26 protein-coding genes are annotated in these 26687 nt (G+C 35.2%); 15 read left to right on the top strand and 11 right to left on the bottom strand.

The genetic code is table 11. The annotated features are described in order from the left end of the window. The first annotated feature begins 42 nt into the window (after positions 1-42). Positions 43-399, top strand: a complete 357-nt coding sequence (locus ACWPWS_RS03275; RefSeq protein ID WP_209789045.1) for a hypothetical protein — start codon at positions 43-45, stop codon at positions 397-399. Positions 400-470: 71 nt separating this feature from the next. On the opposite strand, the gene ACWPWS_RS03270 is transcribed toward ACWPWS_RS03275, so the two are convergent. Further along, a complete protein-coding gene (locus ACWPWS_RS03270) occupies positions 471-1148 on the bottom strand; it encodes a YceI family protein (protein WP_454045483.1) in 678 nt (225 codons plus the stop codon). A 111-nt stretch (positions 1149-1259) separates the two neighbouring features. Then, positions 1260-1481 (bottom strand): hypothetical protein, encoded by a 222-nt coding sequence (locus ACWPWS_RS03265; protein WP_454045482.1) that lies wholly within the window; start codon positions 1479-1481, stop codon positions 1260-1262. A 330-nt stretch (positions 1482-1811) separates the two neighbouring features. On the opposite strand from ACWPWS_RS03265, the gene ACWPWS_RS03260 reads away from it, so the two are divergent. Further along, positions 1812-3935 carry a Tex family protein gene (locus ACWPWS_RS03260; protein WP_454045481.1) on the top strand — a complete coding sequence of 708 codons (2124 nt, stop codon included), beginning with the start codon at positions 1812-1814 and terminating at the stop codon, positions 3933-3935. Between the two features lie 52 nt (positions 3936-3987). Beyond that, positions 3988-4638, top strand: coding sequence for an HAD family hydrolase (locus tag ACWPWS_RS03255; protein ID WP_454045480.1), 651 nt, complete (start codon positions 3988-3990; stop codon positions 4636-4638). Positions 4639-4689: 51 nt separating this feature from the next. On the opposite strand, the gene ACWPWS_RS03250 is transcribed toward ACWPWS_RS03255, so the two are convergent. Continuing rightward, on the bottom strand, positions 4690-6051 hold the full coding sequence (locus tag ACWPWS_RS03250) for a hypothetical protein (RefSeq protein ID WP_454045479.1): 1362 nt from the start codon (positions 6049-6051) through the stop codon (positions 4690-4692). A gap of 1168 nt (positions 6052-7219) precedes the next feature. Between ACWPWS_RS03250 and ACWPWS_RS03245 the strand changes: the two genes are divergently transcribed. Then, complete coding sequence (locus ACWPWS_RS03245) at positions 7220-7606, top strand: transposase (RefSeq protein WP_245169681.1); 387 nt, start codon at positions 7220-7222, stop codon at positions 7604-7606. A 246-nt stretch (positions 7607-7852) separates the two neighbouring features. Here ACWPWS_RS03245 and ACWPWS_RS03240 read toward each other — a convergent pair whose 3' ends face one another. Continuing rightward, positions 7853-8287 (bottom strand): helix-turn-helix transcriptional regulator, encoded by a 435-nt coding sequence (locus ACWPWS_RS03240; protein WP_209784147.1) that lies wholly within the window; start codon positions 8285-8287, stop codon positions 7853-7855. Positions 8288-9110: 823 nt separating this feature from the next. Here ACWPWS_RS03240 and ACWPWS_RS03235 point away from each other — a divergent pair. Continuing rightward, a complete protein-coding gene (locus tag ACWPWS_RS03235; RefSeq protein WP_209784146.1) occupies positions 9111-9449 on the top strand; it encodes a helix-turn-helix domain-containing protein in 339 nt (112 codons plus the stop codon). 349 nt (positions 9450-9798) lie between these two features. On the opposite strand, the gene ACWPWS_RS03230 is transcribed toward ACWPWS_RS03235, so the two are convergent. The 3 genes from ACWPWS_RS03230 to ACWPWS_RS03220 form a co-directional block, all read right to left on the bottom strand. Next, entirely contained in the window at positions 9799-11370 is a 1572-nt protein-coding gene (locus ACWPWS_RS03230; protein WP_454045478.1) for a M28 family peptidase, read from the bottom strand. A 268-nt stretch (positions 11371-11638) separates the two neighbouring features. Continuing rightward, positions 11639-11815, bottom strand: coding sequence for a histone H1 (locus ACWPWS_RS03225; protein WP_047377485.1), 177 nt, complete (start codon positions 11813-11815; stop codon positions 11639-11641). A 305-nt stretch (positions 11816-12120) separates the two neighbouring features. Beyond that, on the bottom strand, positions 12121-13536 hold the full coding sequence (locus tag ACWPWS_RS03220; protein WP_454045477.1) for an aminotransferase-like domain-containing protein: 1416 nt from the start codon (positions 13534-13536) through the stop codon (positions 12121-12123). A gap of 115 nt (positions 13537-13651) precedes the next feature. On the opposite strand from ACWPWS_RS03220, the gene ACWPWS_RS03215 reads away from it, so the two are divergent. From ACWPWS_RS03215 to ACWPWS_RS03205, 3 genes are all read left to right on the top strand, one after another. After that, entirely contained in the window at positions 13652-14167 is a 516-nt protein-coding gene (locus ACWPWS_RS03215) for a hypothetical protein (RefSeq protein ID WP_454045476.1), read from the top strand. Between the two features lie 184 nt (positions 14168-14351). Then, positions 14352-15266 (top strand): helix-turn-helix domain-containing protein, encoded by a 915-nt coding sequence (locus ACWPWS_RS03210; RefSeq protein ID WP_309513253.1) that lies wholly within the window; start codon positions 14352-14354, stop codon positions 15264-15266. 87 nt (positions 15267-15353) lie between these two features. Beyond that, complete coding sequence (locus ACWPWS_RS03205) at positions 15354-16559, top strand: MFS transporter (protein WP_454045475.1); 1206 nt, start codon at positions 15354-15356, stop codon at positions 16557-16559. Positions 16560-16574: 15 nt separating this feature from the next. Here the strand turns inward: ACWPWS_RS03205 and ACWPWS_RS03200 are convergent, their stop codons facing one another. Then, on the bottom strand, positions 16575-16928 hold the full coding sequence (locus tag ACWPWS_RS03200; RefSeq protein ID WP_454045474.1) for a DUF488 domain-containing protein: 354 nt from the start codon (positions 16926-16928) through the stop codon (positions 16575-16577). 203 nt (positions 16929-17131) lie between these two features. On the opposite strand from ACWPWS_RS03200, the gene ACWPWS_RS03195 reads away from it, so the two are divergent. After that, complete coding sequence (locus ACWPWS_RS03195) at positions 17132-17608, top strand: MarR family winged helix-turn-helix transcriptional regulator (protein WP_454045473.1); 477 nt, start codon at positions 17132-17134, stop codon at positions 17606-17608. Further along, positions 17605-18447: a universal stress protein gene (locus tag ACWPWS_RS03190; protein ID WP_454045472.1), complete on the top strand. Its 843-nt coding sequence runs from the start codon at positions 17605-17607 to the stop codon at positions 18445-18447. The genes ACWPWS_RS03195 and ACWPWS_RS03190 overlap by 4 nt, the downstream gene beginning before the upstream one ends. A 28-nt stretch (positions 18448-18475) precedes the next feature. On the opposite strand, the gene ACWPWS_RS03185 is transcribed toward ACWPWS_RS03190, so the two are convergent. Both ACWPWS_RS03185 and ACWPWS_RS03180 read right to left on the bottom strand, forming a co-directional pair. Further along, entirely contained in the window at positions 18476-19072 is a 597-nt protein-coding gene (locus tag ACWPWS_RS03185) for a Crp/Fnr family transcriptional regulator (protein WP_454045471.1), read from the bottom strand. Between the two features lie 113 nt (positions 19073-19185). Beyond that, the gene (locus ACWPWS_RS03180) at positions 19186-19542 is read right to left on the bottom strand and encodes a winged helix-turn-helix transcriptional regulator (protein ID WP_105681991.1); all 357 of its coding nucleotides are present in this window, start codon (positions 19540-19542) and stop codon (positions 19186-19188) included. Positions 19543-19659: 117 nt separating this feature from the next. Here ACWPWS_RS03180 and ACWPWS_RS03175 point away from each other — a divergent pair, with 117 nt between their 5' ends. After that, on the top strand, positions 19660-20262 hold the full coding sequence (locus ACWPWS_RS03175; RefSeq protein ID WP_454045470.1) for an FMN-dependent NADH-azoreductase: 603 nt from the start codon (positions 19660-19662) through the stop codon (positions 20260-20262). A 226-nt stretch (positions 20263-20488) separates the two neighbouring features. Next, positions 20489-20905, top strand: a complete 417-nt coding sequence (locus ACWPWS_RS03170) for a RidA family protein (RefSeq protein ID WP_454045469.1) — start codon at positions 20489-20491, stop codon at positions 20903-20905. On the opposite strand, the gene ACWPWS_RS03165 is transcribed toward ACWPWS_RS03170, so the two are convergent. Continuing rightward, positions 20902-22221: a M20 metallopeptidase family protein gene (locus ACWPWS_RS03165; protein WP_454045468.1), complete on the bottom strand. Its 1320-nt coding sequence runs from the start codon at positions 22219-22221 to the stop codon at positions 20902-20904. The genes ACWPWS_RS03170 and ACWPWS_RS03165 overlap by 4 nt on opposite strands. A gap of 473 nt (positions 22222-22694) precedes the next feature. On the opposite strand from ACWPWS_RS03165, the gene ACWPWS_RS03160 reads away from it, so the two are divergent. The 3 genes from ACWPWS_RS03160 to ACWPWS_RS03150 are packed head-to-tail and all read left to right on the top strand — an operon-like array spanning position 22695 to position 26675. After that, positions 22695-23141, top strand: coding sequence for a hypothetical protein (locus ACWPWS_RS03160; RefSeq protein ID WP_454045467.1), 447 nt, complete (start codon positions 22695-22697; stop codon positions 23139-23141). Then, the gene (locus ACWPWS_RS03155) at positions 23138-25216 is read left to right on the top strand and encodes a GMC oxidoreductase (RefSeq protein WP_454045466.1); all 2079 of its coding nucleotides are present in this window, start codon (positions 23138-23140) and stop codon (positions 25214-25216) included. Before ACWPWS_RS03160 ends, ACWPWS_RS03155 begins: the two co-directional genes overlap by 4 nt. Before the next feature lie 4 nt (positions 25217-25220). Next, entirely contained in the window at positions 25221-26675 is a 1455-nt protein-coding gene (locus ACWPWS_RS03150; RefSeq protein ID WP_454045465.1) for a ferritin-like domain-containing protein, read from the top strand. Positions 26676-26687: the final 12 nt, after the last annotated feature.

Below are 26687 nucleotides of genomic sequence, written 5' to 3'. Positions count from 1 at the left end.
AGAACAAGATTTTTTACATTTGCTCTTCTTAAAAACAAATCAATGACGGTACAGGATCTTGCAGGAAGCTATTCAATTGAAGGAAGTAATCAGGAAGAATCTTCCAACCCTACTTATCATGGCATATTAACCTTATCCATTGATGAGAACAACCGTATTATTGCTCAATGGATCATTGGTGATCACCAACAGAATGGCACCGGATTTTATAAAGATCATATTTTAGTCATCAACTTTCATTATGAAGGAGATGATCATAAAATCTATAAAGGAGTTGCCGTATACCGCTGTTTAAGCAAAGATGTACTGGATGGCTTTTGGTCTGAGAAGCATGGTAATCCTTTATATCTTGGAAGTGAATTTTGTGTAAGAATTCAGAACTCCATGATTTTAAACTGATTCCATTTGTAATATTAAAAAGAGCTGCCTTCCATGAAGACAGCTCTCGTAGTTATTGAAATTTAAATAACTTATTTTTTAGCTTTTACGTCGATCGCAATCTCGATATCTTTGCTGATCATCCATTCTGCAGGATCTGCTTCAGAAGTACCGAATTTGATTCCCCAATCTGCTCTGTTTACCGTAAATTTAGCCTGAATAGCTGCTGTATTTTCTGCTACATCTACTTTAGCAGGGAAAGTAACATTCATTGTTTTTCCTGATAACGTAAGGTTTCCGCTTACTGTTTTATTAGCTCCTGCTACAGCATCTTTTGGTGCTTCTTTCAAATCTGTAACACTTGTAATTTTGAAATCAGAAGTAGGGTTTTTCGCTACATCAAAGAAATCAGGGTTTTTCAGGTGAGCTTCAAGATCTGCCGGCTTTTTATCTTTTTCTGTTACTGAAGCCGGATCTACTTTGATTGAGTTCATATCAATCACAAAGTTTCCTGCAGAAACCTGACCTCCATCAACACTGATATCTCCTGATTTTACAGTAAGTGTTCCCCAGCGAGGTGCCATTCCTCCTTTGTGGAAAGCTTTCCAGTTTACGATAGAAGTTACAGTATCTACTGCCAATGTTTCTCCTTTGCTCTCTGCTACAGTTTGTTCCTGAGCCGTAGCTGCAGTTTCTGCTGTTTTTCCTTTATCACATGATGCTAAAAGCAATCCTACTCCTACTAACGCAATTACGCTAATTTTTTTCATATTGAACTGTTTTAAAAAAGTTTATTGAAATTTTGTTGTTTTCGGATACAAAAATAGAAAAACCAGCTTACCTTCATCTTAACATATATCAAGAAATACAAATTCGTATAATTATTTACAATCATACATCCACTGGTGATAGACATCCCATCTATATTGAGAATCATAACTGCTGAAGAATTCCTTACTCTTCTGAGTCCCATTTCTAGAGCATTCAACGGTATTATCTTTCTGTGGATCTCCTTTAGCCACCCATCCCGTATCTGAATAATCGGTATAGGTACCATCGTGATCATTTTTTAAGGTCACAGTCCGTTCATACTCCTGTACCATACAGTTACATTTTTTAGGTTCTTCAGAATCAGCATATATACAGGATTTCATAAAAGAACAACAGATGAATAGGATCAATATTTTCCTCATGTTTATCATAGCGAGCTACTAGTTTTTGAATTCATATAAATAAGTAAATATTTAAATACAAAATCATAACAAACACAGATTTAAAAATTAATTATCAATCAATTAAAACATCGTTAAAATCAGACACAAAAAAATGAGAGGAGAAGAATAATTTAAGATTAAAAAAATAAAGAGATTAATACATTCCGTATTGCTATTTCTCATTCCAAAACCCTATTTTAGCTTTCCGAAAACAGAACAATGACGACCGTAGAATTTATACAGAAGCAGCTCAATATTTCTGAAAAGAGCATCAACAATACTTTACAATTATTAGCAGAAGACTGCACTATTCCTTTTATTTCCCGTTATCGAAAAGATAAAACCGGAAACCTTGATGAAATACAAATCGAACAGATTTCAAAAATCAGCAAGCAATTTGAAGAAATCGTCAAGAGAAAAGAATCTATTGTAAAATCTATAGAAGAGCAGAATGCTTTGACTCCTGAGCTTCGACAGAGAATAGAGGAAAGTTTTGATATCCAGGAACTCGAAGACCTTTATCTGCCTTTCAAAAAACGCAAGAAAACCAAAGCGGATACAGCGAAGGAAAAAGGACTGGAACCTCTCGCCAAAATCATAATGAGCCAGAAAAACAATGATATCTCTTTTCTGGCTTCAAAATATCTTAACAATGAAGTAGCTTCCGAAGAAGAAGCGTTACAAGGCGCAAGAGACATCATGGCAGAGTGGATCAATGAAAACATGTATGTCCGTAAGAATCTCCGCAGACTATTTCAGCGCAAGGCAGTGGTTACCTCTAAGGTTGTAAAAGCTAAAAAAGATGAGGAAGAAGCACAGAAATTCTCCCAATATTTTGAATGGGAAGAAAGCCTTAACAGAACACCGTCTCACAGACTTCTCGCCATGTTAAGAGCAGAAACCGAAGGCTTTGTAAAAACAAATGTAGGAATAGACAAAGAAGAAGCCATTGATTTCATTGAAAAAGCCATTATCAAATCTAATAATGAAAGTTCGGAACAAATTTCACTGGCTATAAAAGATAGTTATAAAAGACTTTTGGAACCAGCAATTTCAAATGAAACCCTACAGGAGGCCAAAGAAAAAGCAGACAAAAAAGCCATTGAAATTTTTTCTGAAAACTTAAGCCAACTCCTTCTGGCTCCACCTTTGGGAGAGAAAAGAATTCTGGCAATAGACCCCGGATACCGAAGCGGATGTAAAGTTGTATGCCTGGATGAAAAGGGAGATTTATTACACAACGAAACCCTTTACCCTCACGCCCCGCAGAATGAAAGCGGTATGGCTATGAAAAAGATCCGCTCTATGGTCAATGCTTATAATATTGAAGCCATTTCTATAGGTAACGGAACAGCAAGCCGTGAAACAGAGTTCTTCATTAAAAAAATTGCCTTTGATAAACCCCTACAAGTTTTTGTAGTTTCAGAAGCCGGAGCATCAGTCTATTCTGCAAGTAAAATTGCAAGAGATGAGTTCCCTTCATATGATGTAACGGTGCGTGGAGCGGTTTCTATCGGAAGAAGACTTTCTGACCCACTGGCAGAATTGGTAAAGATTGACGCCAAATCAATTGGTGTTGGGCAATATCAACATGACGTAGATCAGACTCAGCTGAAAAATGAACTGGATTCCACAGTGATGAAATGTGTAAATTCTGTAGGAATTAATTTAAATACGGCGAGTAAGTCCCTTTTAAGTTATGTTTCGGGAATCGGGGATAAAATGGCGGAAAACATTGTTAATTACCGCACTGAAAACGGTGCATTTGAAGACAGAAAACAGCTTAAAAAAGTACCAAGACTGGGAGAAAAAGCTTTTCAGCAGGCTGCCGCTTTTGTAAGAATTGCGAATGCTAAAAATCCGTTAGACAATTCTGCTGTACATCCTGAAGCGTATGGAATTGTAGAGAAAATGTCAAAAGATTTAGGAATTAAAACCAATGAACTGATTGCTAATAAAGAAAAAATAGCGCTGATAAAACCTGAAAACTACCTCACAGGTGAAATCGGAATCTTAGGAATAAAAGATATTTTAAAAGAACTTGAAAAACCAGGACTGGATCCAAGAAAAGCCGCAAAAGTGTTTGAATTCGATCCCAATGTTAAAAGCATTAAAGATTTAAAAGCAGGCATGATCCTTCCGGGAATTGTCAATAATATTACAGCTTTTGGATGTTTCGTAGACCTTGGCATCAAAGAAAGTGGACTTGTTCATATTTCCCAGCTGAAAGACGGATTTGTATCCGATGTCAATGAAGTCGTAAAACTTCATCAGCATGTTCGTGTAAAGGTAACAGAAGTAGATGAAGCAAGAAAAAGGGTGCAGCTGAGTATGATTTTATAATTTTCAACTGTTTACTTATTTAAATTAAAGCAGAAACCACAAAACAGTCATTTTGAACACAAAAAATTTAATTTTCGACCTCGACGGCACATTATGGGATTCCAGAGCCACCATCATCAAAATATGGAATGAGGTATTGGGTAGAAGTCAGTGGCTCAAGCAGGAGCTGAAACCCGAAGATATGGATCAGTATATGGGATTATTAGCTCATGATATTGTAAAAGACATCCTTCCCGGTATTTCAGATGTACAAGCCCAGGAACTTCTTTCTGAAATTGTAGCCGAAGAAAATAAAATACTACACCTACAGGGCGGAATTTTATATGATGGTGTTGAAGAAACTTTAAAGAGTTTAGCCAACACCCATTCTCTTTTCATTGTAAGCAACTGCCAGGAGGGTTATATCGAATCATTCTTAGACTACTATCAATTCAATGGTCTGTTCGTTGATTTTGAGTCTCACGGACGAACCCAAAAACCAAAATCTGAAAACATACAGCTTCTGATGGAAAGAAACCAACTGTCCGTTGAAGATTCCGTATACATCGGCGACACCCAAACCGACTATGAATCAGCCAATTCCAATGGATTACCGTTCATTTTCTGTCAATACGGATTTGGAAAGTTAATTGATCCCTTTTATGAACCGACAATTCTGACCTTTTCACATCTGAGAGATCACATTTCCGGTACTTCAAAATAAAAGGCTTCCTCTGGTGAGGAAACCTTTTATTTTCGCACAATATTTACCAACTCAATAAGCATCCTCAGGCGGTTTTACTGAATTTAAGCTTTGTAAAAAAAAGTAAATATCCACATCAGAGGGAATATCCAATTTTTTCCGTAATCTATTTTTCTTTGTTTGTACTGACCTGTGCTGCATAAAACCATACTGCGCAATTTCTTTAGAAGAAAAACCTAATTGTATCATTGCACAGAAGGAAAGTTCATTAGTGGAGAGCTTTGGATTAATATCAAGAAGCTTTTCCACTAACTCCGGATAAGCGCTTTGATATTCATTAAAAAATAAAGGATCATTTTTCTTGGCTAAAAAGATCAGTCTTTCATCATTAATCGACATTTTTTTTATTAAAAATTCGGTCTCTAATTCTCTAGCCTTTATAATTTTACGTTTTCGGATAATTCTTTTATTATAACTATAATACACGAATATAATAATGGCAATTAATAAAAAAACAAGTCCATTATAAATAATAGCGGAACTTCGTCGCTCGCTATCTACTTTCTCTTTTTCCTGAGTCATTTTATCAATAGAAGTATTGATTGACTTATCCCATGCACGCCCCAGGCTATCATTTAATTTACTATATTTCTCCAGATACTCTCTCTCTTTTGAGCCATCATTTAATTTTTTATAAGTATCGACAATAACTTGGTATACCCTCGGGATTTGATAAATTCTTCGAGTCTTTTTAAGAATTTCTACTGACTTCATATAGTAATCCAATGCTGAAGTATAATTCTTCTTTGCAAATAAAAAATCCCCATAATAAAGATAAGTGATTGCCCTTTGAGAATCCCAGTAATCTCTTTTTCCTAAAAGAGCAAAAGCTCTATTAAAATACACCTTTGATGAATCTTCATTTTTACCATAAAGCAAATAGTGATTAGCTATTGTGGAAGTAATAACCGGCGTAGGTTTTACATCTAAGGCCTTATGTAAATAAATTAGTGAAGAATCAATTGAGCCGGTTTCCCTTAAAAAATCAGCTCTGTTGGCATACACCAAAGATAAAATTTCCTGATTGCGTTTATCTTCTATGAGTTTTCCGTAGTAAATTGAGTTTGAATTATACTTAAGCGCTTTTTTATAAAGACCTATTACATAATTAGCCTGACCATATTCCTGATATAATTTAGTATACAGATAGTAATCTTCTCCCCCTTCAAGATTATCTTCAGCAATCTGAAGATACTGGAATGCATTATCATACATTCCAACTGTTGCATAAATATTACCTAAATTAATATAAGAAAGAACTTCACCTCTCTTATAATCCTGCTTTTTACTAATATCACAAAATTTCTTATTAAGATCAATCAGTTCTTTCCTTCTGCCGCTTATCCTCAAATCCTCATTAACCTTTAACAGCATACTATCAATATATTGAGGAGTATACGTCTGAGAATATAGTAAATCAGAAAATAACAGACAGATTAGGGTGCTAATCAATATTTTCGAAAATTGATTAAGCTTAGGCATTCGCATAGTAAATTCAATAATAATTAATTTCAAAAAGATAAAAAAGATGTTAATCCCTCATGTATAAAATATTACTTAACAGGATCTTTATAACACTTTTTCACAAACCCATCACACACTGCAATTTGTTTGCCATAAAATTAAAAAAAATAAAAATATTTACAATATTTTTACTAATTTTAGTTAAAATTGGTAAAAATATAAACATTATTATCACTATGCATTGATTAATTATAACAGTTCAAAAAACATTGATACTGAGAAAAATAAAATCAAAAAAAGCATCATAAATTGATGGATAGAAAATTTATTTTTTTTAAGCAATTATCATCATTTTATGAATTTTAAATTCATTTACACATTCTATTTTAAAATTTCATCAAAAAAAAACAATTAATCTGCCCCTAAATCCTGCTGACATACCTAAAAAAACAAATGATGTACTTTTGATGTATCTAAAATTTTGCTTGGTTTAATGATCAAATCTAAATTTGCAAGAGATAATTCTTTTGGTAAATCTATATTACTGATTTAAGAACTTCGTTAAAAGTAGGAAAGATTTGTTTTAAAGTTTCCAGTCCATACCCTACCAATAAAAAATCTATTGTATTTAAACTTTAATAACACAAACAGTTTTCATTTTGACTTTTATAAGTCTTTATACTGATCAAAGTTGCTACTCCCGTTTTTTACGGGAGTTTTTTTAATTTCATACATAAAGTTCATTACAAAACTATCCATTCTAAATCAGGGAGTTTCAAAATGGTGTACTTATGATGTATATCTATTTAGTTAGAACAAAATAATCAGTACTAAATTTGAACAAAAATTATAACCAAGCTTTTACTTAATTATTTTCACTTCTTTTCAAGTAGAAATTAATATTGAAGATCTATTAGTATGGTGAAAATATACACTATACATTATAAATCCTCACTCCAGCTTGGTAAAAAAACCTTAGACCTTTACTATAGTTTGAAAAATAAATTTTAATTATATAATCCCGTTTATTTTGAACTTTAAAAAAATACATATTGGCAGCACAATCAAAGCTAAATTTATGGAAGAAGCACTCGATATGCAGAGAGCTTGCAGTTTTATGAAATGTACCGAATCCGAAATTGAACAAATGTTCCTTGAAAAAGATCTGACAACAGATAAATTATTGAGATGGAGCAAACTGTTAGAATATGATTTTTTCCGGACCTACTCACAACACCTGATACTCTTCTCTCCTCCTAAAAAAGAAATTTCAAACAAAACTCCCCATAAAAAACCATCTTCTTTACCTGAATTCAGGAAGAACATATACACTAAAGAAATCATAGAGTTCATCCTGGAACAAATTGAAACAGGAAAAAAGACAAAATTAGAAATTATAAATGACTACAAAATCCCAAAAACTACACTGTATAAGTGGATTGCCAAGTATTCAGAAAAAAAATAACTTGATTACAGGAATTCATCAGAAAATAAGAGAACAGAAAAAGCATCAACCACTGTTGAAGCTACAAAATTAAATAACCTTTCAAAGCAGAATACCGAAAGCGGAAAGGCCCTTAACAAAAAATAGACTTAAGAATAAGCCTGTTTTTTTGTTATTTGAGTTCCTAATCCTTTTGAATATGAGCTATATAGACCTAACCGTTTTCAAAGTAAGAATTGATACAATCTTAGCTTATTCTTCTGAAACCTAATGTTCAGAAAGATTTTTAAAGAACAAATACAGGTCAACATCAGAAGAAATATTCAGTTTTTTTCTAAGCCTGTGCTTTTTATTCTGTACAGATCGGTGCTCCACAAAAGTATATTGTGCAATTTCTTTTGATGATAATCCCAGCCATATCATTGCACAAAAAATCAAATCAGATTTTGACAGATTAGAATTTATCGCAAGTAACTTTTTAATAAAATTAGGATACGCTTCCTGAAATTTATTAAGTAAATCAGGATCATTTTTCCTCGCCAATTCAATCATACAATCGTAAGAATTATTGAGTTTTTCCTTTAAGATATTCGTTTCAGATTCTTTTTGCCTTAGTATACCTTTGTTCTTACGACAACGGATATAGGCAAAAAGTAAAACAACAATAAGGCACAAAACCAAGATATTGTAAATAAAAAACATATTTTTCTTTGAAATATTTTCAGATTCTTTTTCTTTCTCCTCATCATTTAACACCCTTTAAGTATTGGCATTACTTTGTCAATTGAGGAAAACTATAGACCTTCTTTGTCTTTTTTCAGAATAGCCACTACTATCCCTGATAACAAATTCTGATTTAATTTTCGGGACAATGATTCTACTTAGAACAATCAACTGTGTTGGCTTTACACCTCCGCCTAAAGTAATTTCAGGAACAGAAGAATCAATTCCGACTTGGGAATACACATGCAATAAGTATAATATTAATAAGGTTAATACAATTTTTATCTCCACGCTATTTTTTTGTTTCGCCGTAAAAGTATAAAATAAGCATTATGATGTATTAAATAACACGTACATCATAGATACAGCATGGCGAAATGTGCGTAATTTCAAACAAATAACCCTATTTTATTGAGGAAGGCAAGTTGCTTTTTGTTGTAGCAAATTTTTGCATTTTTTAGCATTAAACAAAAGCTGTATACATGATGTATATGAAATATTGCAACATATAGAATGGAAAGCTAATTTTACATGAAAACACAAACTATATACTTTTTATCAGCTTTCAAATTGTTTAGTTGATATAAAGACTAGGTACTAGGGCCGTAAATGAAATTAAAGAAGTAAAAACACTATTTAAAGTTTAAAAGCAGTTTCCGCATTATTATTTTTTAAATATTGAAATCATTCTTATAATTGGTTGGGGATCTTTCTTTAATTAATTTATGAACTCTAGTATCTATTTTTATCAATATGGCTCATTCAAAAAAGTTTATAAAATAATTAAACCACATCATTATATATGGATCATCATAAACAATCTCACTCAACGACTCCTGATTACAAAAAAATTTACAGCGATCTTGTTGACCTGAAATATCCGGAGAAAAAGCATGAATGTGAAAAAATTTTATCGAAGAAAAATCTTTCTGCGTTTGATGTAATAGAAATTAACAGGATCATATTTAGTTATAATCAGAACATTAAGGAAAACCAGTCTCACCGTTCTTATAACAAGGAAACGATATACAAAATTCTTGAATATCAAAAAAAGAATTATCTTAATAACACTCAGCTTGCTTTACATTTTAAACTAAGTCGTAACACCGTTGCAAAATGGAAGACTTTATTCAGTATTTAATCAATTCACACTCCTATACATTTATTATAAAATTCATCTGTAGTTAAAATATTTTACTTTTTATTTAGAATATATTTTATACAGAGGGTAAAAGAATATTATCTCTTTCTTATTTAGATAGTAAGGAATATTCTATTTCTTAGGAAATTCATAATAAAAAATGCCATCATTGGCTAAAACATATATTATTCAACTAGATAAATAAATGCATTAGCCAATAACGGCAAAAAAGAATAGGATAAATTAAAAGGCTTTACTGTTATATTCAGAGAAATTTTAAATTATACTGAATTAATATATCTGCTCCACCCATATATCTAATCTTTTATCTGTTTCAAATAAAGAATACCTATTTGTAATCTTTAGAACTTCTTCTAGGTTCTTTTACTTCCGGCCATTTTACGACCTCTCCTTTTTCATCCTGAGGCATTACTCTTTTTTCTCTGTTGCTGAATTCAGGATCTTCGGAAGCCATATAAGCTAAGGCTGCCGTTAAAATCACATTATTTTTAACTTCATCAAAAACGATCTTATCGTAAGTATCTTTCGTAGTATGCCACGTATATCCGAAATACCCCCAGTTCAGAGAACCTAAAGAAATTCCGGGTACTCCTGCTGCCACGAACGAAGCATGGTCAGAACCTCCACCTCCAGGCATCCCTGGGAAATCAGTCTTAATATGGCTTCTTACTGCTTTGGGAACGCCATCAAGCCATCTTCCAACATAATCATAAGCTTTTACAAATCCCTGACCGCTGATATTCACAACACGTCCGGTTCCGTTATCCTGATTAAAAGCAGCCTGTACTCCTTTAATAATCTGTGGATTATCTGCTACAAAACCTCTAGACCCATTTAATCCCTGCTCTTCACTTCCCCAAAGTCCGATTACAATAGTTCTCTTGTTATTAGGATAATATTTTTTCAGAATTCTCATTGTTTCCAGCATGGTGATCGTTCCTGTTCCATTATCTGTAGCTCCCTGAGCTCCGTCCCATGAATCAAGGTGGGCAGAAAGGATCACGTACTCATCAGGTTTTTCTTTACCTTTGATCATACCGATTGTATTAAAGCTTTTTGCTTCAGGAAGTATTTTGGATTGAGCATCAATTTTGATTTTAGGCTGCGTTCCTTTTTCTGCCATTCTGTACAGCATTCCATAGTCTTCCACATCGATATCAATCATTGGAATTTTGGATGTTTTCGCTCCGAATATTCTGTTGGCTCCCATGATACCAGTCCAGTTTGAAATGGCAATACCTGCCGCTCCGGCCTTCTCTAAAGCTTCAGGAAGACTATTGTTATCATAACCGACATTCTTTATATAAGCAGCAAAATCTTTGGCAGCCTGTTCTTTTTCTGCTTTAAGCTTTTCATACAATTCAGGTGTTGCAAATTCTTTGATTTGTTCATCAGAACGACCGATTTTCTGGTACTGTGCCATCAGCACAATTTTTCCTTTCACGGAAGGAAGCCATTGATCAAATTCAGCTTTAGAAGATACTTTCGGAAGAATAATTACTTCTGCCTCTACAGCCTTTTTAGTAGCCGGGCTCCATGCAAGCTGTGTTGCAGAAAGAGATTTTACACGCGGATACGTCATATCAACATGAGTAACACCTCGCTGCCAGCCTTTCCAGGTTCCGAATTGCTGAAGATTGGCATCTACTCCCCAGGAACGGAGTTTATTGGCACTCCATTCATTGGCAGCAAGCATTTCCGGAGTTCCTACAAGACGAGGTCCGATTCCATCCAACAGCTCAGAGGCCAGATTTTCCAGCTGGGAATTATTATTTACTTCATCTACAAAACTTTTTACGATAGGGTTTAACCTTTCTTTTGGGTCAACCTTTACCTGAGCCCAGGAAAACTGAGCAGCCAGCACTACTGCAGGCACTGCAAAAAATCTATTTATCCTCATAATATTTATTGATTGCTTTAAAGATAAAAGAAATTAGGGAGATGATGAAAGATTAACCCTAAAAAAGAGGCATTCCCATGATAATATCCATTTTTTAATCTAAAAATAATAACAAAAATCTACTATGGGAATAATTCACAAAAAAAGACTATCAACATGACAGCCTTTGGTATTTATAAAATGACATTTTATTTTCTATTGAGAAATACCTGATAAGCAGATATATTAGAAATAAAAAAGCCGGCTTCAAAAGCCGGCTGAAGGTAAATTATTTCTTAGCTTCTTCTACAGAAACTTTTCTGAAGTCTTTGAACAATTTGCTTAGTTCTAAAGCTGCTTTACGAGCTCTTGTACCAGCTGCTTTGTTTCCTTTTTCCGCTTGTTGGTTTGCCTCAGTTGTGAACGCTTCAAATTCTGCGTTGATTTTTTCAATTAGTTCTTTCATTTATTTAAAAATTTAGGCTGCAAATATAGGTTTTATGGTGATTCCAGCCTAATTGTGTTGAAAAAAATAGTGGATTTAATCATTTTTCCTAAGTCTTCCTTAAATTCAATTTAATTTTTAAAATAAAATCAATTTATTGTAGAAAATCAGCCTTATATCCGGATATTATCTAGAGTCGAAGTAAATTTTTAAATAAACTATTCAAAATCAATAAGAATCAAAAAAAGTAAACGAAGATTCTCTTAAAAAATTTCATTTAGAAAGACATTTTACTTTCTCTATTTTACTTAATTGCTCTTAAAGTTTTAAAACTGCAGCTCTTTTGCTTTCTTGCCTGCATCTTTCAGTAAAACAATGCTTTCAGAGGTAATTCTTTCACTAAAAATAATCCTGAAATGAAAATGATATTTATCCGTGAAAGAAAAGGTATTTCCGGGAGTAAACAAAATCTGATGTTCCTCACAATACTGGTAAAACCTTTCCATATCAGTATTCTGAGGAAGTTGCCCCCAAATACTGTAACCTCCTCTCGGCCTGTGGAAATAAGAGCCTTCAGGAAAGGAATTTCTTAACACCTCCAATACCTGAACAGCCTGCTGACTGAGTTTTTTCCGGAATAACCGGAGATGCCTTTCATAACCGCTTCCCTGTAGCAGTTTCAGAACCAATTCCTGGTAAATAGGCGAAACGGTGCGCCCTAAAGCAAACCTTACTCTTTCGGATTTTGCATAAAAACTTCCGGCATATAACCAGCCTAAACGAATTCCCGGAGCTAACGTCTTTGAAAACGATGAATACATCATGACTATCCCTTTTTTATCAAAGCTTTTTATACTTTGCGGCCTTTGTTCTTCAAAATAAAGATCGGAGTACATATCATTCTCAATAATACAGAACTGATGCGTTTCTGCCATGCTCAGAATTTCTTTTTTTGTTTCATCTTTCATTACAACACCTGTGGGATTGTGAAAATTGGGAGTCGTGACAAGAGCACAGATCTTATTTTCCTCACAGATCGTTTTGAAATATTCAGTATCAAAACCTGTTTTATAATGTACAGGAATCTCAATGACTTTTAACTCAAGGTGAGCAAGTACTTCCAGTACAGAAAACACACATGGACTCTCAACAGCCACTACATCTCCTGCTTTTGTAACCGATTTTAAAGCAATTGTAAGGGCCTGCAACGCACCATCCGTGATAATTATTTCGTCTGGATTTAATATACAGCAATAAGCTCCCATTTGTTTTGCAATCTGTTTCCTTAATAGCTCCAATCCGTTTGGGGGATAATACCTGAGCAGTGATGCCCCTTTCTCACGAATAACTTCCTGCATTGTTCTGAGGATAAGTTTTTGGGGAATCAGAAGATCTCCGGGTACAGCCGTATTGAAAGAACTGAATTCTGAAGTTCTTTTGGAAGTAAGCATCATATTTTTCATAAATACTTCATCCCTCACTACGGCCGGAAGCTTTGTTTTTACTTCCGGAATATTTTCCTCCTGAATTCCTGTAACGAAATAGCCAGACCGTGGATTACTCCTGATCAGCCCTTTAATCATAAGATATTCAAATCCACTTTGCACAGAGCTTGTGCTCAGTTTGTATTTTTCCTTAATGTAACGAACGGAAGGAAGCTTGTCATTTTCCTGTAAAATTCCATTGTAGATCTGCCTCTCTATTTCGGCCGTAAAAATTTCGTACTTATAAGGTTTCATCATAATACATCAACTGTACTGAACAAATTTACAAAAATACCTTCTGTACCGATGATATTTTAGCGAACTGTATCCTTTTTGAATAGATTAATCTTATAATTTTGAATAAAAAAATCCCATGGATATCATTTCAAAATTTACAGTAGGTTCTGAAGAGGGAATTTCTGATCTTATAACCATTATTGATTCTTCCATTTATTCATTACACAGAGAGCTTGTCAGTGAGGAAGACATAAAAAAATATATTCACCACGAAATAGATCCGAGAAAGATGATCAATGATCTGAATGATCTTTCCAATCAACTAATCATTATGTATGCAGATCAGAAGCCCATTGGATACAGTATTATCAAAAGCGGCACTCTCCATCCCGGAATTCCTGAGGGAAAAAGGGCTACAGAAATCAGTTTTGTAATTCTTTCAGAGTTTGACACTCCGGAAACAAGACAATCCCTTTGGAAAAAATGCAGATCCGCAGTGAGTTTTACAGATGTTATATGGATCAATATCCTGGATCACGATCCGCTTGCAGACTTTTTAAAAGAATATGGTTTTGTAGTGGCGGATAGTTCAAAGACGGGTCCTTTTCAGTTCCCATCGCATATTTTAGAATTGGAGGTTAATAAAAGTTAGTTTAAATTCATTTTTTAACCACAGATTTCTCAGATTGTATAGATGCTTTTCTATATTTTATCACTGCAGGTCTTTTTTAAGACAAATATCGAGAGAGACTATCATTCTTATTTTTATTATCTCACTTAAAATCATGCTGAGTGAACAACCATTTACTTATCTTTGATTTTTATAATTTTTACTTATGAGCGATCAGCTGGAAACCATAGAAGATTATTACAGACGCATTCGTAAAGACCAGATCAAAATATTTGATTCTGAAGATTTTGAGACAGGAAAATCTCATTTCAATATTTCTATGCGGAGATATTGCAGCTTTAAGAGTCCCTACAACCGCCGTGATTATTATAAAATAAGCTTTATCATAGGAAAAGGTACCATTCATTATGGTACCCATCAGCTGTTTATTGATGGGCCTGCATTATTTTTCCCTTCTCCAAGCATTCCGTATTCATGGGAGTGTGAAAGTGATGTACAGGAGGGATATTTCTGCTTGTTCAATCAGGAATTTTTTAATGGAAATTCAGAATTTAATCTGTTTAAAAAAACATCAATGTTCAAAGAATGGAGTAAACCAGTGGTATTTCTGACGGAAGAACAGGCTCAGCTGGCAACTCTTTATTTTGATCAGATTTACAGGATGAATAATTCTGCATATCCTTTCCGTTGCAGCAGTATCAAAAGCAATCTTGCCTCTGTAATGCATCTGGCACTGGAAAACCGTGTGGAAGATATCAATCCTAATGAGCTCCCTGCGAATGTACGTCTGTACAAGCTATTCGATGAATTGCTCACCAAACAGTTTCCTCTGGACTCTCCTGCTTATCCATTGGCATTAAAAACACCTTCCGACTTTGCGGAGCATCTCAATGTACATGTCAATCATTTGAATTCTTCTGTAAAATCTGTAACCAACCTTACTACTACTCAGATTATCAAAGAAAAAATGTTTGAAGAGTCTAAAAACCTGCTGAAGTATACGAATTGGGATATTGCCCAGATAGGCTATACTTTAGGGTTTGATCAGCCTGCTCATTTTAATAACTTTTTTAAAAAGCATGCCCAGACTTCACCATTAAAATTTAAGAATTTATCTTAATATTTGATTTTCGTAATTTTTGCTTTGTCTTTTAAAATCCAGTTTCCCATTTCTTGACTTATTTTTGCATGGTAAAAACGAATGAATATGTTGAGAGAAGCATCTGAGCAACGAATCAGATTAATTACCATTATGGCCTTCGTGTCTATCCCGCTTTCCGGGTTTGTCACGGATATTTATTTACCATCGTTTCCTTCTATGGCCAAAGAAATGATGGTTTCGGAAAAAGATATTCAGATCACGCTGACCTCATATCTATTGAGCTACGGAGTTTCCCAGTTGTTTGTAGGAGGAATTCTGGATAGTATCGGACGTTACCGTCCTAAATTGATCGCCTTGTTCCTCCTGATCCTGACCAGTATCCTGATTACGATGACCAACAGCATTTTACTGATCTGTCTGCTTCGTATCCTTCAGGGAGCAGCTGTTTCGGTTCTTGTAGTGGCTACGCGTGCTATTTTCGTAGATATTTATGATTCGGAAAGAGTAAAGCATTATTTGAGCTATTTTACCATTGTATGGTCGTGCGGCCCTATTCTGGCTCCTTTCCTGGGAGGATATCTTGAGAAAATCTTTAACTGGCATGCTAATTTTTATTTTCTAGCCGGATATGCCGGATTTCTATTCCTTTTTGAGTGGTTTTTTAGCGGCGAAAGTCTTCCCCAGAAAAAGAAACTGGATCTGTCAGAGAATATCAGTCTTTACAAAATGATGCTTAAAAACAGGATTTTCATGTTAGGGATTTTTATTTTAGGATTGAGCTACTCTATTGTTATGCTCTTTAATATTACCGGACCTTTTATTATTGAAAATACTTTTCATTTTACGCCGGTAGTTATTGGATACTGTACATTGATCCTGGGCTTCTCCTGGATGATAGGAGGTTTTATCGGAAAACGAAGACTGACTCTTGATTTTAAACCAAGAATTCTACAACCTATTTTGCTTCAGCTGATCCTGATTGCCGGGCTGATCATCACCAGTTATTTTGCAGAAAGTCTTTTCATTATGATTCCTTTTGCCTTTTTTATTCACATCTGTTCCGGAATTTTATTTACCTCCTTTTTTACAACAAGTATGCTTTACTTTCCTAAAAATGCAGGTACTGCCGGAGGGCTTATGGGTGGATTGGTATATGTAATCACTTCTGTAACGAGCTTTATCATTTCTGTAAGCGGAACGGTAACGGATCAAAAAGATCTTTCGTGGCGTTATCTGATCATCGCATTTTTCCTTTTGGGAATTATCCTTATTATGCATCAGGCCGTTAAAAAAGAAAAAGCAGAGAACTAATCTCTGCTTTTTCTTTTATTTTATACTTTCAAGATACTTTTTTACAATGATGGCATGACAGTGGGCTTCATCTTTAGCAGCATATAACAATGTAATTTTTTCCTGATTCTCATGACGTTTCAGAAAGTCTTTCCCGAGATTACTTTCATGAAGTTCTTTCATATATTTTTCTGAAAATTCTTGCCATAACGCAGGATCGTGATGAAACCACAGTCTTAATTCTGTTGATGGCGCAATGTCTTTATCCCATTCATCAAGATCAGCATTTTCTTTTGAAAGCCCTCTTGGCCAGAGACGATCTATCAGAATACGGCAGCCATCGTCTGAGGACGGCGTTTCGTAAATCCTTTTTAACACAATTACAGACATATCCTTTTTTAATTAATAGTTATCTGACTACAAAATTTGTTCCTGAAGATTTATTTTTTCATTTTTTATCTCTTGTTATAGAATACTTTACCTTCAATTAGTTTTAATTAAAACTAATTTTTCGTATATTTGTTAGGATAAGTCATGCTAAAATCCTTTTGGATATCGATTTTATACTGCTGTATCATTATTAATTATAAAGTATGCTTGCAAAACAAAATAATAGATCAGAACTGGCTCTGGAACTTGGTCTGGCGATGAGTGAAATGAAAAGCCGTCTCCGGCAGAAAATCCAGAACAGTATTAATGAATATGATCCGGATCTGTCTTTTGAACTGATTGAAATTCTGGGACTTCTTTCACGCAACAATGGCATCAATCAGCAGGAAATCGGGAATAAAGTAAGTAAAGACAAATCAAGCATTACCTACCTCATCAATAGCCTTGTAAAAAGGGATTTAGTGGAAAGGATAGCTGATAAAAACGACAGGAGAAATAAACAGATCTTTTTGACTCAGAAAGGGAAACAGATTGTAGAAACCGTTTATCCCTGGGCATTGGATCTTTATAAAAAGGCAGCAGGTACTATAGACGAAGAAGAGATTAACAAAGCACTGCTTTTAGTAAAAAAAATGACCGCAAACCTGGAAGAACCGGGATCAAAACATGATAGCATATGAGAACAATCCTTGTACCCATTGATTTTACATCAACTACGGAAAATGCAGTAAGAATTGCCGCAGATTGGGCAAAAACCTACGAATATCAAAACATTATCCTACTAAAAACAGCAGGTGAATCTGAGTTTGACTACCTGCATATTGCAGAAGGGCATTCCTTTGTGAATGAAGAAAGTGTAAATAATTTACTGCAGAGAACGGAATCATTATTTGACCACTTAAGCAATATTATTACCGAAAAGTCCCCTGATATAAAAGTTTCCAGGATTTTAAGTGACTGGGTCATTACCAGAAGTATTAATGAGCTTTTAAAAAATCAGCCGTCTGTGGAATTGATTATTTTGGGAAGTGATGATCAGACTTCCAGTACTGAGAGTTTTGTTTCTGATAATATTATAAGTATTGCAAGAACAAGCCCTGTGAAGACCTTAATTGTTCCTAACAGCTATCATTACACTCCTATTAAGAATATCTTTATTCCTTGTGATATTAAAGGAATTAAAAGATTAGAAAGATTATTTCATCACAAATCTGTTATTCATAAGCAGGATGTACGATTGTCATTTTTAAATATCAACAACAATGAAAAAGAGAATGAAGACTATAAAAAAGAACTGGAAGACTATATCCGTGAACATTTAACAGAAATCCCAAGCAGCATTCATTATTCTCATGATGAAAACGTCATTAATGGAATCCTGTCTTTTGCCGCATCAAATGAGGCAGATCTCATCATTGCGTTACCTGGTAAGCACAGCTTCCTGTATTATCTGGCAAGCAGAAGTATTTCTGAAGGAATTTACCAAAATACGCATCAGCCTGTTTTAATTTTAAAATAATAAAGAACTTCGTTTGAATTACTGAAAGCTAATAATAAATTTTAGTACTTTCAATTTTAACCATTTTCTGTTCCTCCATTTTTTTGACATATCTGATCACCGTTTCCACCCGAAGACCGGTTAAGGTTGCTATTTGCTGTCTCGTATAGGGAATCAGAAATGAATACGCTTCTACGAATCCGAAATACTTTTTAATATGATCAAAAAGCTTTGTGAGCTTTACAATGGGATCCGAAATGGCCAGAAAACTGGAAATCATAAATCTGAAATGCATTCTGTCTGCCATGTATTTATTAATTTCAAGTAGCAATTCTGGATTTTCCAGCAGGATTTCAAGAATTTTTGTTTTGGAAATTTTAATGATTTCACATTGGGTAACGGCAATGGCATTAATAGCATAGTGATGATCAGTAAATAAATAGCTTTCACCAATGCAATGCCCATCAAAAGGCAGCCCGTGAACAAATTCTTTTCCGTCTTCTAAAAACGTATTCAGCTTCACAGTGCCGTATCTGATCTGAAAATAATATTTTGCTACGGTACCTTCCTGAAAAACAGCATCTCCGGCTTCATAATTTTCCAGAGTGGCTCCGTAGGAAAATAATAAGTCTTCACCTATGACCATCTTGTTATTATTAATTTGAGTAAAAATACTTAAAGTATAAGCAATGCTGCAACTTAACAAATACCACAAAATACAGTATTCTCTAACCTCAACACTACTCTTCTATTTTATTATCAGGCAGTAATTTTCTTTTTATGTTTTGCTCCCCAATCTGCCAGAGCAGCAATAACATCTTTCAGTGATTCGCTATATTCTGTGGGAACATATTCTACCAATACCGGTTTCTGATCTGTAATAACCGTTCTTTCAACCAGATGATTTACCTCCAGTTTTTTTAATTCGCTGGATAATACCCTTGCTGAAATTCCTTTGATGGTTCTCTGCAGCTCATTGAAACGCGTATGTCCACCTAAAATAGCAATCATTACGCGGATGGTCCATCTGCCTCCTAAAACATACAAAGCATCCTCTGTAGCAGACAGATGAGTACTGCATTGCGGCCTTGAATACACTATTTTTTCTTCTTCCATTGTTTCTGTTTTAGCTTATTACTAACCTAAATGTTATTACTAACCTTTTGGTAACTACTATCTTTTTATTAGTAAATATAAATAATTTTGAAACATCAATTTTAAAAAAAATAAAAAATGAAACGAGTACTTCATATTGTCTCAAGCCCAAGAAGCGAATCATCAATCAGTAAAAAACTGGGAAATGCCGTTGTGGAAAAAATTACAACAAAATATCCTGACAGTGTTTTTAAAAAACGTGATTTGGCGAATCCTCTTTTTCCTCATTTAGAAGAAGCACATATCAATGCATTTTTCACTCCTGCTGAAAACCGTACTTCTGAACAATGGGAAACGGTAAAACTTTCAGATACAGTCATTGACGAACTGCATGAAGCCGATATTATTATTATCGAAGCTCCATTGTACAATTTCAGCATCACTTCTACCCTGAAATCATGGTTAGATCATATTGCCAGAGCAGGAAAAACTTTCAGCTACAGTGAAAACGGTCCTGAAGGTTTGGTAAAAAACAAAAAAGTATATCTGGCTTTTTCCAGTGGCGGAGTATATTCGGAAGGGGAAAGACAGGCTTATGATTTTGTTGTTCCTTACTTAAAACAAACTCTTGGATTTATGGGAATGACGGATATTTCTGTAGTACGCGCAGAAGGTCTTTCTGTTCCTGTCATTCAGGAAACGGCTTTGCAAAAAGGGATTGAAAGTATTGTTGTAGAGTAAAAAATTTAATAAGGCTGTCTCAAAAATGAAATTCTTCATTACATTTCCGGGTTGTGTTCACAGACTTCCGGCCTATTCAGAATGAAACTTTTGAGACAGCATTTTTTATTTGAATTCCATTTTAATTGAAAGGGAACTTTACCCAAATAAAAGAATATTTTTCTCAACATATGTAAAGAGTTTTTCAATTTTTATCTCTCATCTTTACCTCATTAAATGAAAGATTATGGAAAGCAATAAACAAGCTGTATTGATTAATCCTGCTGAATTATTTAATCCTGGCCCTTATGGTTTCTCACACAGCATTTCTATAGAATCTCCTTCTCAGATGTGCTTTATTTCCGGGCAGAGCGGAGGTGTCGGGGAAAATCATGAATTGGCGGATGACTTTAAAACCCAGGTTCAGGATGCTTTGAAAAACCTGAAAATTGTGCTAAAAAGCCATGACATGACATTCGAGAATATTGTCAAAATTACCTTACTCATTGTGGATCACAATCAGGAAAAACTTGAAATATGGGCGGATGAAGCGAAGAAAGTATGGAATCATTCATTCTTGCCTACCAGTACACTTATTCCGGTAAGTCAGCTCGCTTTACCCGGAATGTTGTTTGAGATAGATGCGATTGCTGTCAAGAATTAGTTTCTGTTAAGGCGTTCTATCAATAATGATGAAAAACTTTTCACTCCGGTTCTGATGCTCTCCTCATCCACTTGGAAATTAGGAGAATGATTCATCGCTATTACTCCTTTTTCAAAATTGGATCCTCCAAGGAAAAAGTAAACTCCAGGTATTTTTTGTTGAAAATAAGCAAAATCATCATTAAAAAACGGAACTTGACCATAATCTGATGCAACAGCATTTTTTCCATAAAGATTCTGAAGAGTTTCTATTGCCGATTTTGTCAGTTTTTCATTATTGATAACCGTTGGGTTTTCCTGAACAAATGAAACGGAAAGCAGCTGATTTTTATATCCACTATCTTCAACAATCTTCTGAACTTCAGGAATTATTTTATCTACATTGGAAGCATTCGTCTCATACAGGTAGGCTTCAAGAAAAGATTCATTATTCTTAGAATAAGTATTGAATTTTCCATCTGTGAAAAGATAATCTTTGAAAATAGTATCAGGATTGGTCAACCCTATTTTAGGATCAACAATAGACTGTATTTCCCAGGGTTTGCTTCCGGAAGAAGCCCGAAATAAAGAATTACTGATCTTTTTTGTTAAACCATTGAGTTCCTCTTCAGATAGTCCTTTTTTTAACTGAATCCTTATTTTCTTCTGATAGGCAAACATTTCACTGGGTTTCACCATGATCTGGCCAACAGGAGTAGCCGTCACATGAAGCCCATAGATTTCATCAGGGTTTATTTTAGAAAGCAATCCATTATTAAGCAGTTCCTTCGCGCCTTTAAAGCTTTCCTCTTCAGGTTGAAATATAAAATATACTGTTCCCTTTAAAGATTTTCTATTTTTGGAAAGAACCTCAGCAATTCCTAACCCGATTGCCATGTGAATATCATGACCACACCCATGCTGAACTCCCTTTACTTTTGATTTGAAAACCTCCGGATCCGGATAATCATTCGGTAGTGCATCCATGTCTGATCTCCAGGCTATTTTTTTGCCTTTTTTATCTCCTTTCAAAATCCCTACAACGCTATACCCGTAATGGTCTGTTTGAACTTCCAGTCCCAGATCCAGCAGATACTGTTTAATTTTTTCCTGAGTTTGCTTTTCCTTACCGGCCAATTCAGGATTTTCATGGAATGTTCTTCTTAGGTTCACTAATTTATTGAATACTTTATCTGTCTCCAGCTGAACAGATTGATGTACCGGCTGCTCATTTATATTTTTGGACAAATTCGTACCTGTTTCTTTCTGGCTGTTCAATCCCTGTGCAGAAAAAAGAGAGGAAGCAAAGCACAATAAAGTAAGTGAAAATCTTTTCATGGTCAATAGTAATTGGTTTTATCTGGGATAACTGTTTAGCAAAAAGTTAACTCATATTGATTAGACTACCATAGCTTCACTTTCGTTACATCCTGATCGTCAATTTATTATTATTTTTTAAATTCAATTGAATCGATTCCCTTTAATATCGTACTCTGTTTCAATACCACATTATTTAAATTAATTCTAAACTAGGTGAAAACAAAACCCCTTGAAACCCTTTGCTACAAAGGGTTATTTTATAATTTTTCAAATTACCGTTAACATAAATTACGTAGAAATACTGAATCTTATCTGCCGGGATCTGATTAATTTCGGATAAACAAAAACTGGTTACTATGGATCGCTTGAAATACATTCAATCATTTCGGAAAAAGGGATGGTATCTGAAAAATCTTGCAGCTGTAGATCAATCGGCTTGATGCCCTCCTGTTGAAGGGAATTGAAGATATCTAACCCAAATTTTTAACGAAATGAATATTATTAACAAAATTCTCAACGTCGACGATTATTATTTCGACGTGTTTATGTCTATCTCGGAAGCGCTCGCGGGATTTACGGTAAACGAACTACAATCCACAGGTCTTGCGGAAACCTATTACACTTATGTTTTAAAAAGTTTAGAAGCCGCCACTTTTGTAGAATTCCTTACCGTATCTAAAAATATTCTTGAAAATTCTTCCGGTGAAGAGGAATTAAAAAAGGCCATTCAATCCGAAATTATTGGTAATGCAGGAATGAATGAGATCGCCGGAAAAGTAATCACCATGTGGTATTTGGGAACCTGGGAAGGCAGTTACATCAATGATCTTTCTTACCAAGAAGGTCTTGTCTGGAATCTGATGCACTCTCATCCGCCAGGAGCAAAACAACCTGGCTACAAATCATGGAATATTAAACCTGTAAACAGCAACTCATGAACCAGACCCATAACAAAAAAGATGTGATCATCGTAGGAACGGGGATCGCAGGATCATTGATCGCAAAACTACTGTCTGATCATGTATTTGATGCAGCAAAAGGAAAAATGATTCACCGTGCAGATGCCGGAAAATCGGATACCATCAAGGAAATATCAATACTCATGTATGAGGCAGGACTGGAAGCTGGGCTGGAACTGGATTCCGTATCCTCAATGACCACTTACAATGAATATATACGTACTTTTTATCGGGAGGAAGCCAAGGTTCCCAATTCACCTTATCCAAATTTAAAACAAGCTCCTTCTCCCAATGTTCTGGATATGGAACATATTGTTCAGCCGTTTCCTGATAAAAAAGGATATCTGGTTCAGTTTGGGCCCATGCCTTTTGCAAGTGATGCCATAAGAGTGGGAGGCGGAACTACCCTTCACTGGCTGGGAACTACACCAAGAATGCTTCCAAACGATTTCAAACTCACCGAGAAATATGGAATTACAATACACAAGCCGGATTCTCAAGAAAAAACGCCTATCAACTGGCCTATTGACTATGAGGAATTAAGGCCTTATTATGAAATGGCGGAATTTGAAATCGGAGTTTCCGGAGATGTTTCAAGACAGGAATATCCTATTGATGAGAATATGGAAAAATATTATGGAAATTATGTATTCCCGATGGAGGAAATTCCTCAGAGTTATATGGATCATAAGATTATTGAAGGACTTAAAGGGACAAGTGTGAAACTAAGTTCTGGAGAGATTCCTTTAATGATGGTACCTTCTCCACAGGGAAGAAACTCTATCCCCAATCCAAAATACGGAAAAACAAAGATCATCAAAGCCGAACCAAAAGAATCAGGATATAAACTGGTTTTAGACAGTTCTGAAAAAGAAGAATATAAAGCATTAGGTTCCGTATGGAATCCTTATATGGGAGAACGTTGTGAAGGGAATGCTTCCTGTGTTCCCATCTGTCCTGTTCAGGCTAAATACAATGCGCTAAAGACTTTGAAAAAAGCTTTATATAAACTTAATGATCACGAAAACCTTAAGCGTAATCCATACATGCAGATTCAGGCTCAGAGTGTGGTTTACAGATTGAGCGTTGACCAGAATGATAAGGATAAAATTTCCAAAGTTCATCTGAGAAGATATACCTCAAAAGAGAAAACAGATTTCATTGAAGAATCTATAGACACTTCAGATGCTATCGTAATTCTTGCTGCTAATGCTTTTGAAAACCCAAAGATTTTGCTGAATTCCCCATATACTACTCAAAACGGTGTAAAAACCGCGGCCAACAGCAGTGATCAGGTGGGAAGAAACCTGATGGATCATATGGTAATGCTGACCTGGGGGCTTTTCCCTGAACCGGTTTATCCATACAGAGGGCCTGGTTCTACAACAAACATTTCGTCTTTCCGTGACGGGAACTTCAGAGGTGAATTTTCAGCGTGGATCTCTCCTCTTGACAACTGGGGATGGGGATGGCCGGCATTTTCTCCGGGATCTGATGTTGCCTATTTTATCAGCGAGGAGAATCTTTTCGGAGCTGAATTGAGAGAGGCTCTTACCAACAGACTTTCAAAACAGGTATTATTCCATTTTGAAATCGAACAATTGCCGAATCCCAATAACAGGGTTACGATTAATGATCAATACATGGATGTTCTGGGAATTCCTCGGCCTGTCATTCATTATGAGCTGACAGAATATGAAATGAAAGCCATGGAACAGGCAAAACATGCTTCGGATCAGATGTTTAAAAGATTAGGCATTAAAGATTTCACCAAATATACTGCAGCAGATATGAACTCCGTGATGTACAATGGGGTAAGGTATTCTTACAATGGAGCAGGTCACATCGTGGGTACTCACAGAATGGGTTCTACAGCAGAAGATTCTGTTACCAACAGCTATTGTAAAGCCTGGGATCACCCTAACTTATACATTGTAGGAGCTGGAAATATGACCACTCTGGGAACTTCAAACCCTACTTTAACATTATCAGCATTTACGATCCGTTCAGTAGAGTCTATTCTTGCTGATCTTGAAATTCAACTTAAAAAATAACAACATGAGACAAAAACTTATCAATAAAACCGCTCAACCACAGGAAACGTTATTAACAGCAGGAAGAATGGCAGCCAGAAGTGCTGTTGTTACTGAGGCCGTTTCATTGCCTTCTTTGCTGTTTGATTCAACGCTTAGCAAGGAAGACTGGATGGAAGGATTAAAGCATCACAGTAAAACATTAACTAATCTTCTGCTAACCAATCAGATCAAAGAATTTAATGCTTACCTTCAATCACAGTTCGGATCCGGAGTTTCAGAATTAAAAAAGGGATTAATCGAAATTGATTATAAACCGATTTTACAGGATCTTTTACAGACGGCAATTCTTATCGAACATTCCACCATTCCACCTTACCTTACTGCTTTGTATTCAATCAAGGATGGTACTAACGCCCTGGCTTCACAAATTATCAGAAGTGTTGCTGTGGAAGAAATGCTTCACCTGATTATGGTTTGTAATGTTCTGAATGCTATTGACATACAGCCTTCTGTCAACAAACAGGAAAACTATCCTACTTACCCGATGAAACTACCAATGAATGTTGATTTCTATGTTGGCCTTGAAACATTCTCAAGCAACAGTATTGCAACATTTATTGCAATTGAAAGTCCAGGCAAGCCTTTGGTAAAAGCCCCCAAATATGATCACGACACTGACACTTCAGCATTATATACTCAAAGAGCCTCAGTACAGGAAAACAACTTCTGGACTCTTGAAAACATGAAGGGCTTCATTATGGAAAATGTACACACCATTGGGGAGTATTATGATGTTTTATTCTTCTATATCGTTATTTTCCAAATCATTGCATACTACAAAGAACACGGACAACTTCCTGCGAATTTTGAAGAATTAAATACCGGAGGAATTTTCACAGGAAATCCTGCCAAACAAATCCGTCCTGAACAATATTACGGAAGTGGTGGGAAATTACATTCTGTAGAGGCTTTAGCCGGAGTAATTGCTGTTTTTGAGGAAATTAAAGGACAGGGAGAAGGTGCTGATGATTCTATTTTTGATGTTGATCCTTCTCAGTTTGAAGAAGGGGCGGAACTGGCGCATTATTTCAGATTTAAAGAAGTTTTCCATGAGCATTTCTATCTGGGAGGAAATTATGAACCTTTTATGGATGAAAACGGAATGATGCCTGTAACAACGCCACCTACTGGAAAAGATCTTCCGGTAGACTGGAATGAGGCATATCCGATGAAACCTAATCCTAAACTGGAAGATTATATCAAAAATAAAGAATTATATGCTCAAGGTGCTGAGTTTAATAAAACCTACAAGCGTTTATTGGATGCTATACAAAGTGCTGTAGAAGGAAATCAGAGAGAGCTTGAAAAGTCCATTATGTATATGTATGCCTTGAAAGAACAGGCCGTTAATCTGATGAAACAACCATTGGACGCTCAGAATAATGCAGGCCCAACTTTCGAATACATCAATCTATAACCATAAAAACGA

It is taken from the genome of Chryseobacterium sp. Marseille-Q8038, from assembly GCF_965111995.1.
The sequence above is the reverse complement of the archived record's forward strand: the minus strand, read 5'-3'. Positions and strand labels throughout refer to the sequence as shown.

Coding starts and splice junctions, on each gene's coding strand:
- ACWPWS_RS03275 (WP_209789045.1), top strand. CDS start 43: ATGACGGTACAGGATCTTGCAGGAAGCTATTCAATTGAAGGAAGTAAT.
- ACWPWS_RS03270 (WP_454045483.1), bottom strand. CDS start 1,148: ATGAAAAAAATTAGCGTAATTGCGTTAGTAGGAGTAGGATTGCTTTTA.
- ACWPWS_RS03265 (WP_454045482.1), bottom strand. CDS start 1,481: ATGGTACAGGAGTATGAACGGACTGTGACCTTAAAAAATGATCACGAT.
- ACWPWS_RS03260 (WP_454045481.1), top strand. CDS start 1,812: ATGACGACCGTAGAATTTATACAGAAGCAGCTCAATATTTCTGAAAAG.
- ACWPWS_RS03250 (WP_454045479.1), bottom strand. CDS start 6,051: ATGCTGTTAAAGGTTAATGAGGATTTGAGGATAAGCGGCAGAAGGAAA.
- ACWPWS_RS03245 (WP_245169681.1), top strand. CDS start 7,220: ATGGAAGAAGCACTCGATATGCAGAGAGCTTGCAGTTTTATGAAATGT.
- ACWPWS_RS03240 (WP_209784147.1), bottom strand. CDS start 8,287: ATGTTTTTTATTTACAATATCTTGGTTTTGTGCCTTATTGTTGTTTTA.
- ACWPWS_RS03235 (WP_209784146.1), top strand. CDS start 9,111: ATGGATCATCATAAACAATCTCACTCAACGACTCCTGATTACAAAAAA.
- ACWPWS_RS03230 (WP_454045478.1), bottom strand. CDS start 11,370: ATGAGGATAAATAGATTTTTTGCAGTGCCTGCAGTAGTGCTGGCTGCT.
- ACWPWS_RS03225 (WP_047377485.1), bottom strand. CDS start 11,815: ATGAAAGAACTAATTGAAAAAATCAACGCAGAATTTGAAGCGTTCACA.
- ACWPWS_RS03220 (WP_454045477.1), bottom strand. CDS start 13,536: ATGATGAAACCTTATAAGTACGAAATTTTTACGGCCGAAATAGAGAGG.
- ACWPWS_RS03215 (WP_454045476.1), top strand. CDS start 13,652: ATGGATATCATTTCAAAATTTACAGTAGGTTCTGAAGAGGGAATTTCT.
- ACWPWS_RS03210 (WP_309513253.1), top strand. CDS start 14,352: ATGAGCGATCAGCTGGAAACCATAGAAGATTATTACAGACGCATTCGT.
- ACWPWS_RS03205 (WP_454045475.1), top strand. CDS start 15,354: ATGTTGAGAGAAGCATCTGAGCAACGAATCAGATTAATTACCATTATG.
- ACWPWS_RS03200 (WP_454045474.1), bottom strand. CDS start 16,928: ATGTCTGTAATTGTGTTAAAAAGGATTTACGAAACGCCGTCCTCAGAC.
- ACWPWS_RS03195 (WP_454045473.1), top strand. CDS start 17,132: ATGCTTGCAAAACAAAATAATAGATCAGAACTGGCTCTGGAACTTGGT.
- ACWPWS_RS03190 (WP_454045472.1), top strand. CDS start 17,605: ATGAGAACAATCCTTGTACCCATTGATTTTACATCAACTACGGAAAAT.
- ACWPWS_RS03185 (WP_454045471.1), bottom strand. CDS start 19,072: ATGGTCATAGGTGAAGACTTATTATTTTCCTACGGAGCCACTCTGGAA.
- ACWPWS_RS03180 (WP_105681991.1), bottom strand. CDS start 19,542: ATGGAAGAAGAAAAAATAGTGTATTCAAGGCCGCAATGCAGTACTCAT.
- ACWPWS_RS03175 (WP_454045470.1), top strand. CDS start 19,660: ATGAAACGAGTACTTCATATTGTCTCAAGCCCAAGAAGCGAATCATCA.
- ACWPWS_RS03170 (WP_454045469.1), top strand. CDS start 20,489: ATGGAAAGCAATAAACAAGCTGTATTGATTAATCCTGCTGAATTATTT.
- ACWPWS_RS03165 (WP_454045468.1), bottom strand. CDS start 22,221: ATGAAAAGATTTTCACTTACTTTATTGTGCTTTGCTTCCTCTCTTTTT.
- ACWPWS_RS03160 (WP_454045467.1), top strand. CDS start 22,695: ATGAATATTATTAACAAAATTCTCAACGTCGACGATTATTATTTCGAC.
- ACWPWS_RS03155 (WP_454045466.1), top strand. CDS start 23,138: ATGAACCAGACCCATAACAAAAAAGATGTGATCATCGTAGGAACGGGG.
- ACWPWS_RS03150 (WP_454045465.1), top strand. CDS start 25,221: ATGAGACAAAAACTTATCAATAAAACCGCTCAACCACAGGAAACGTTA.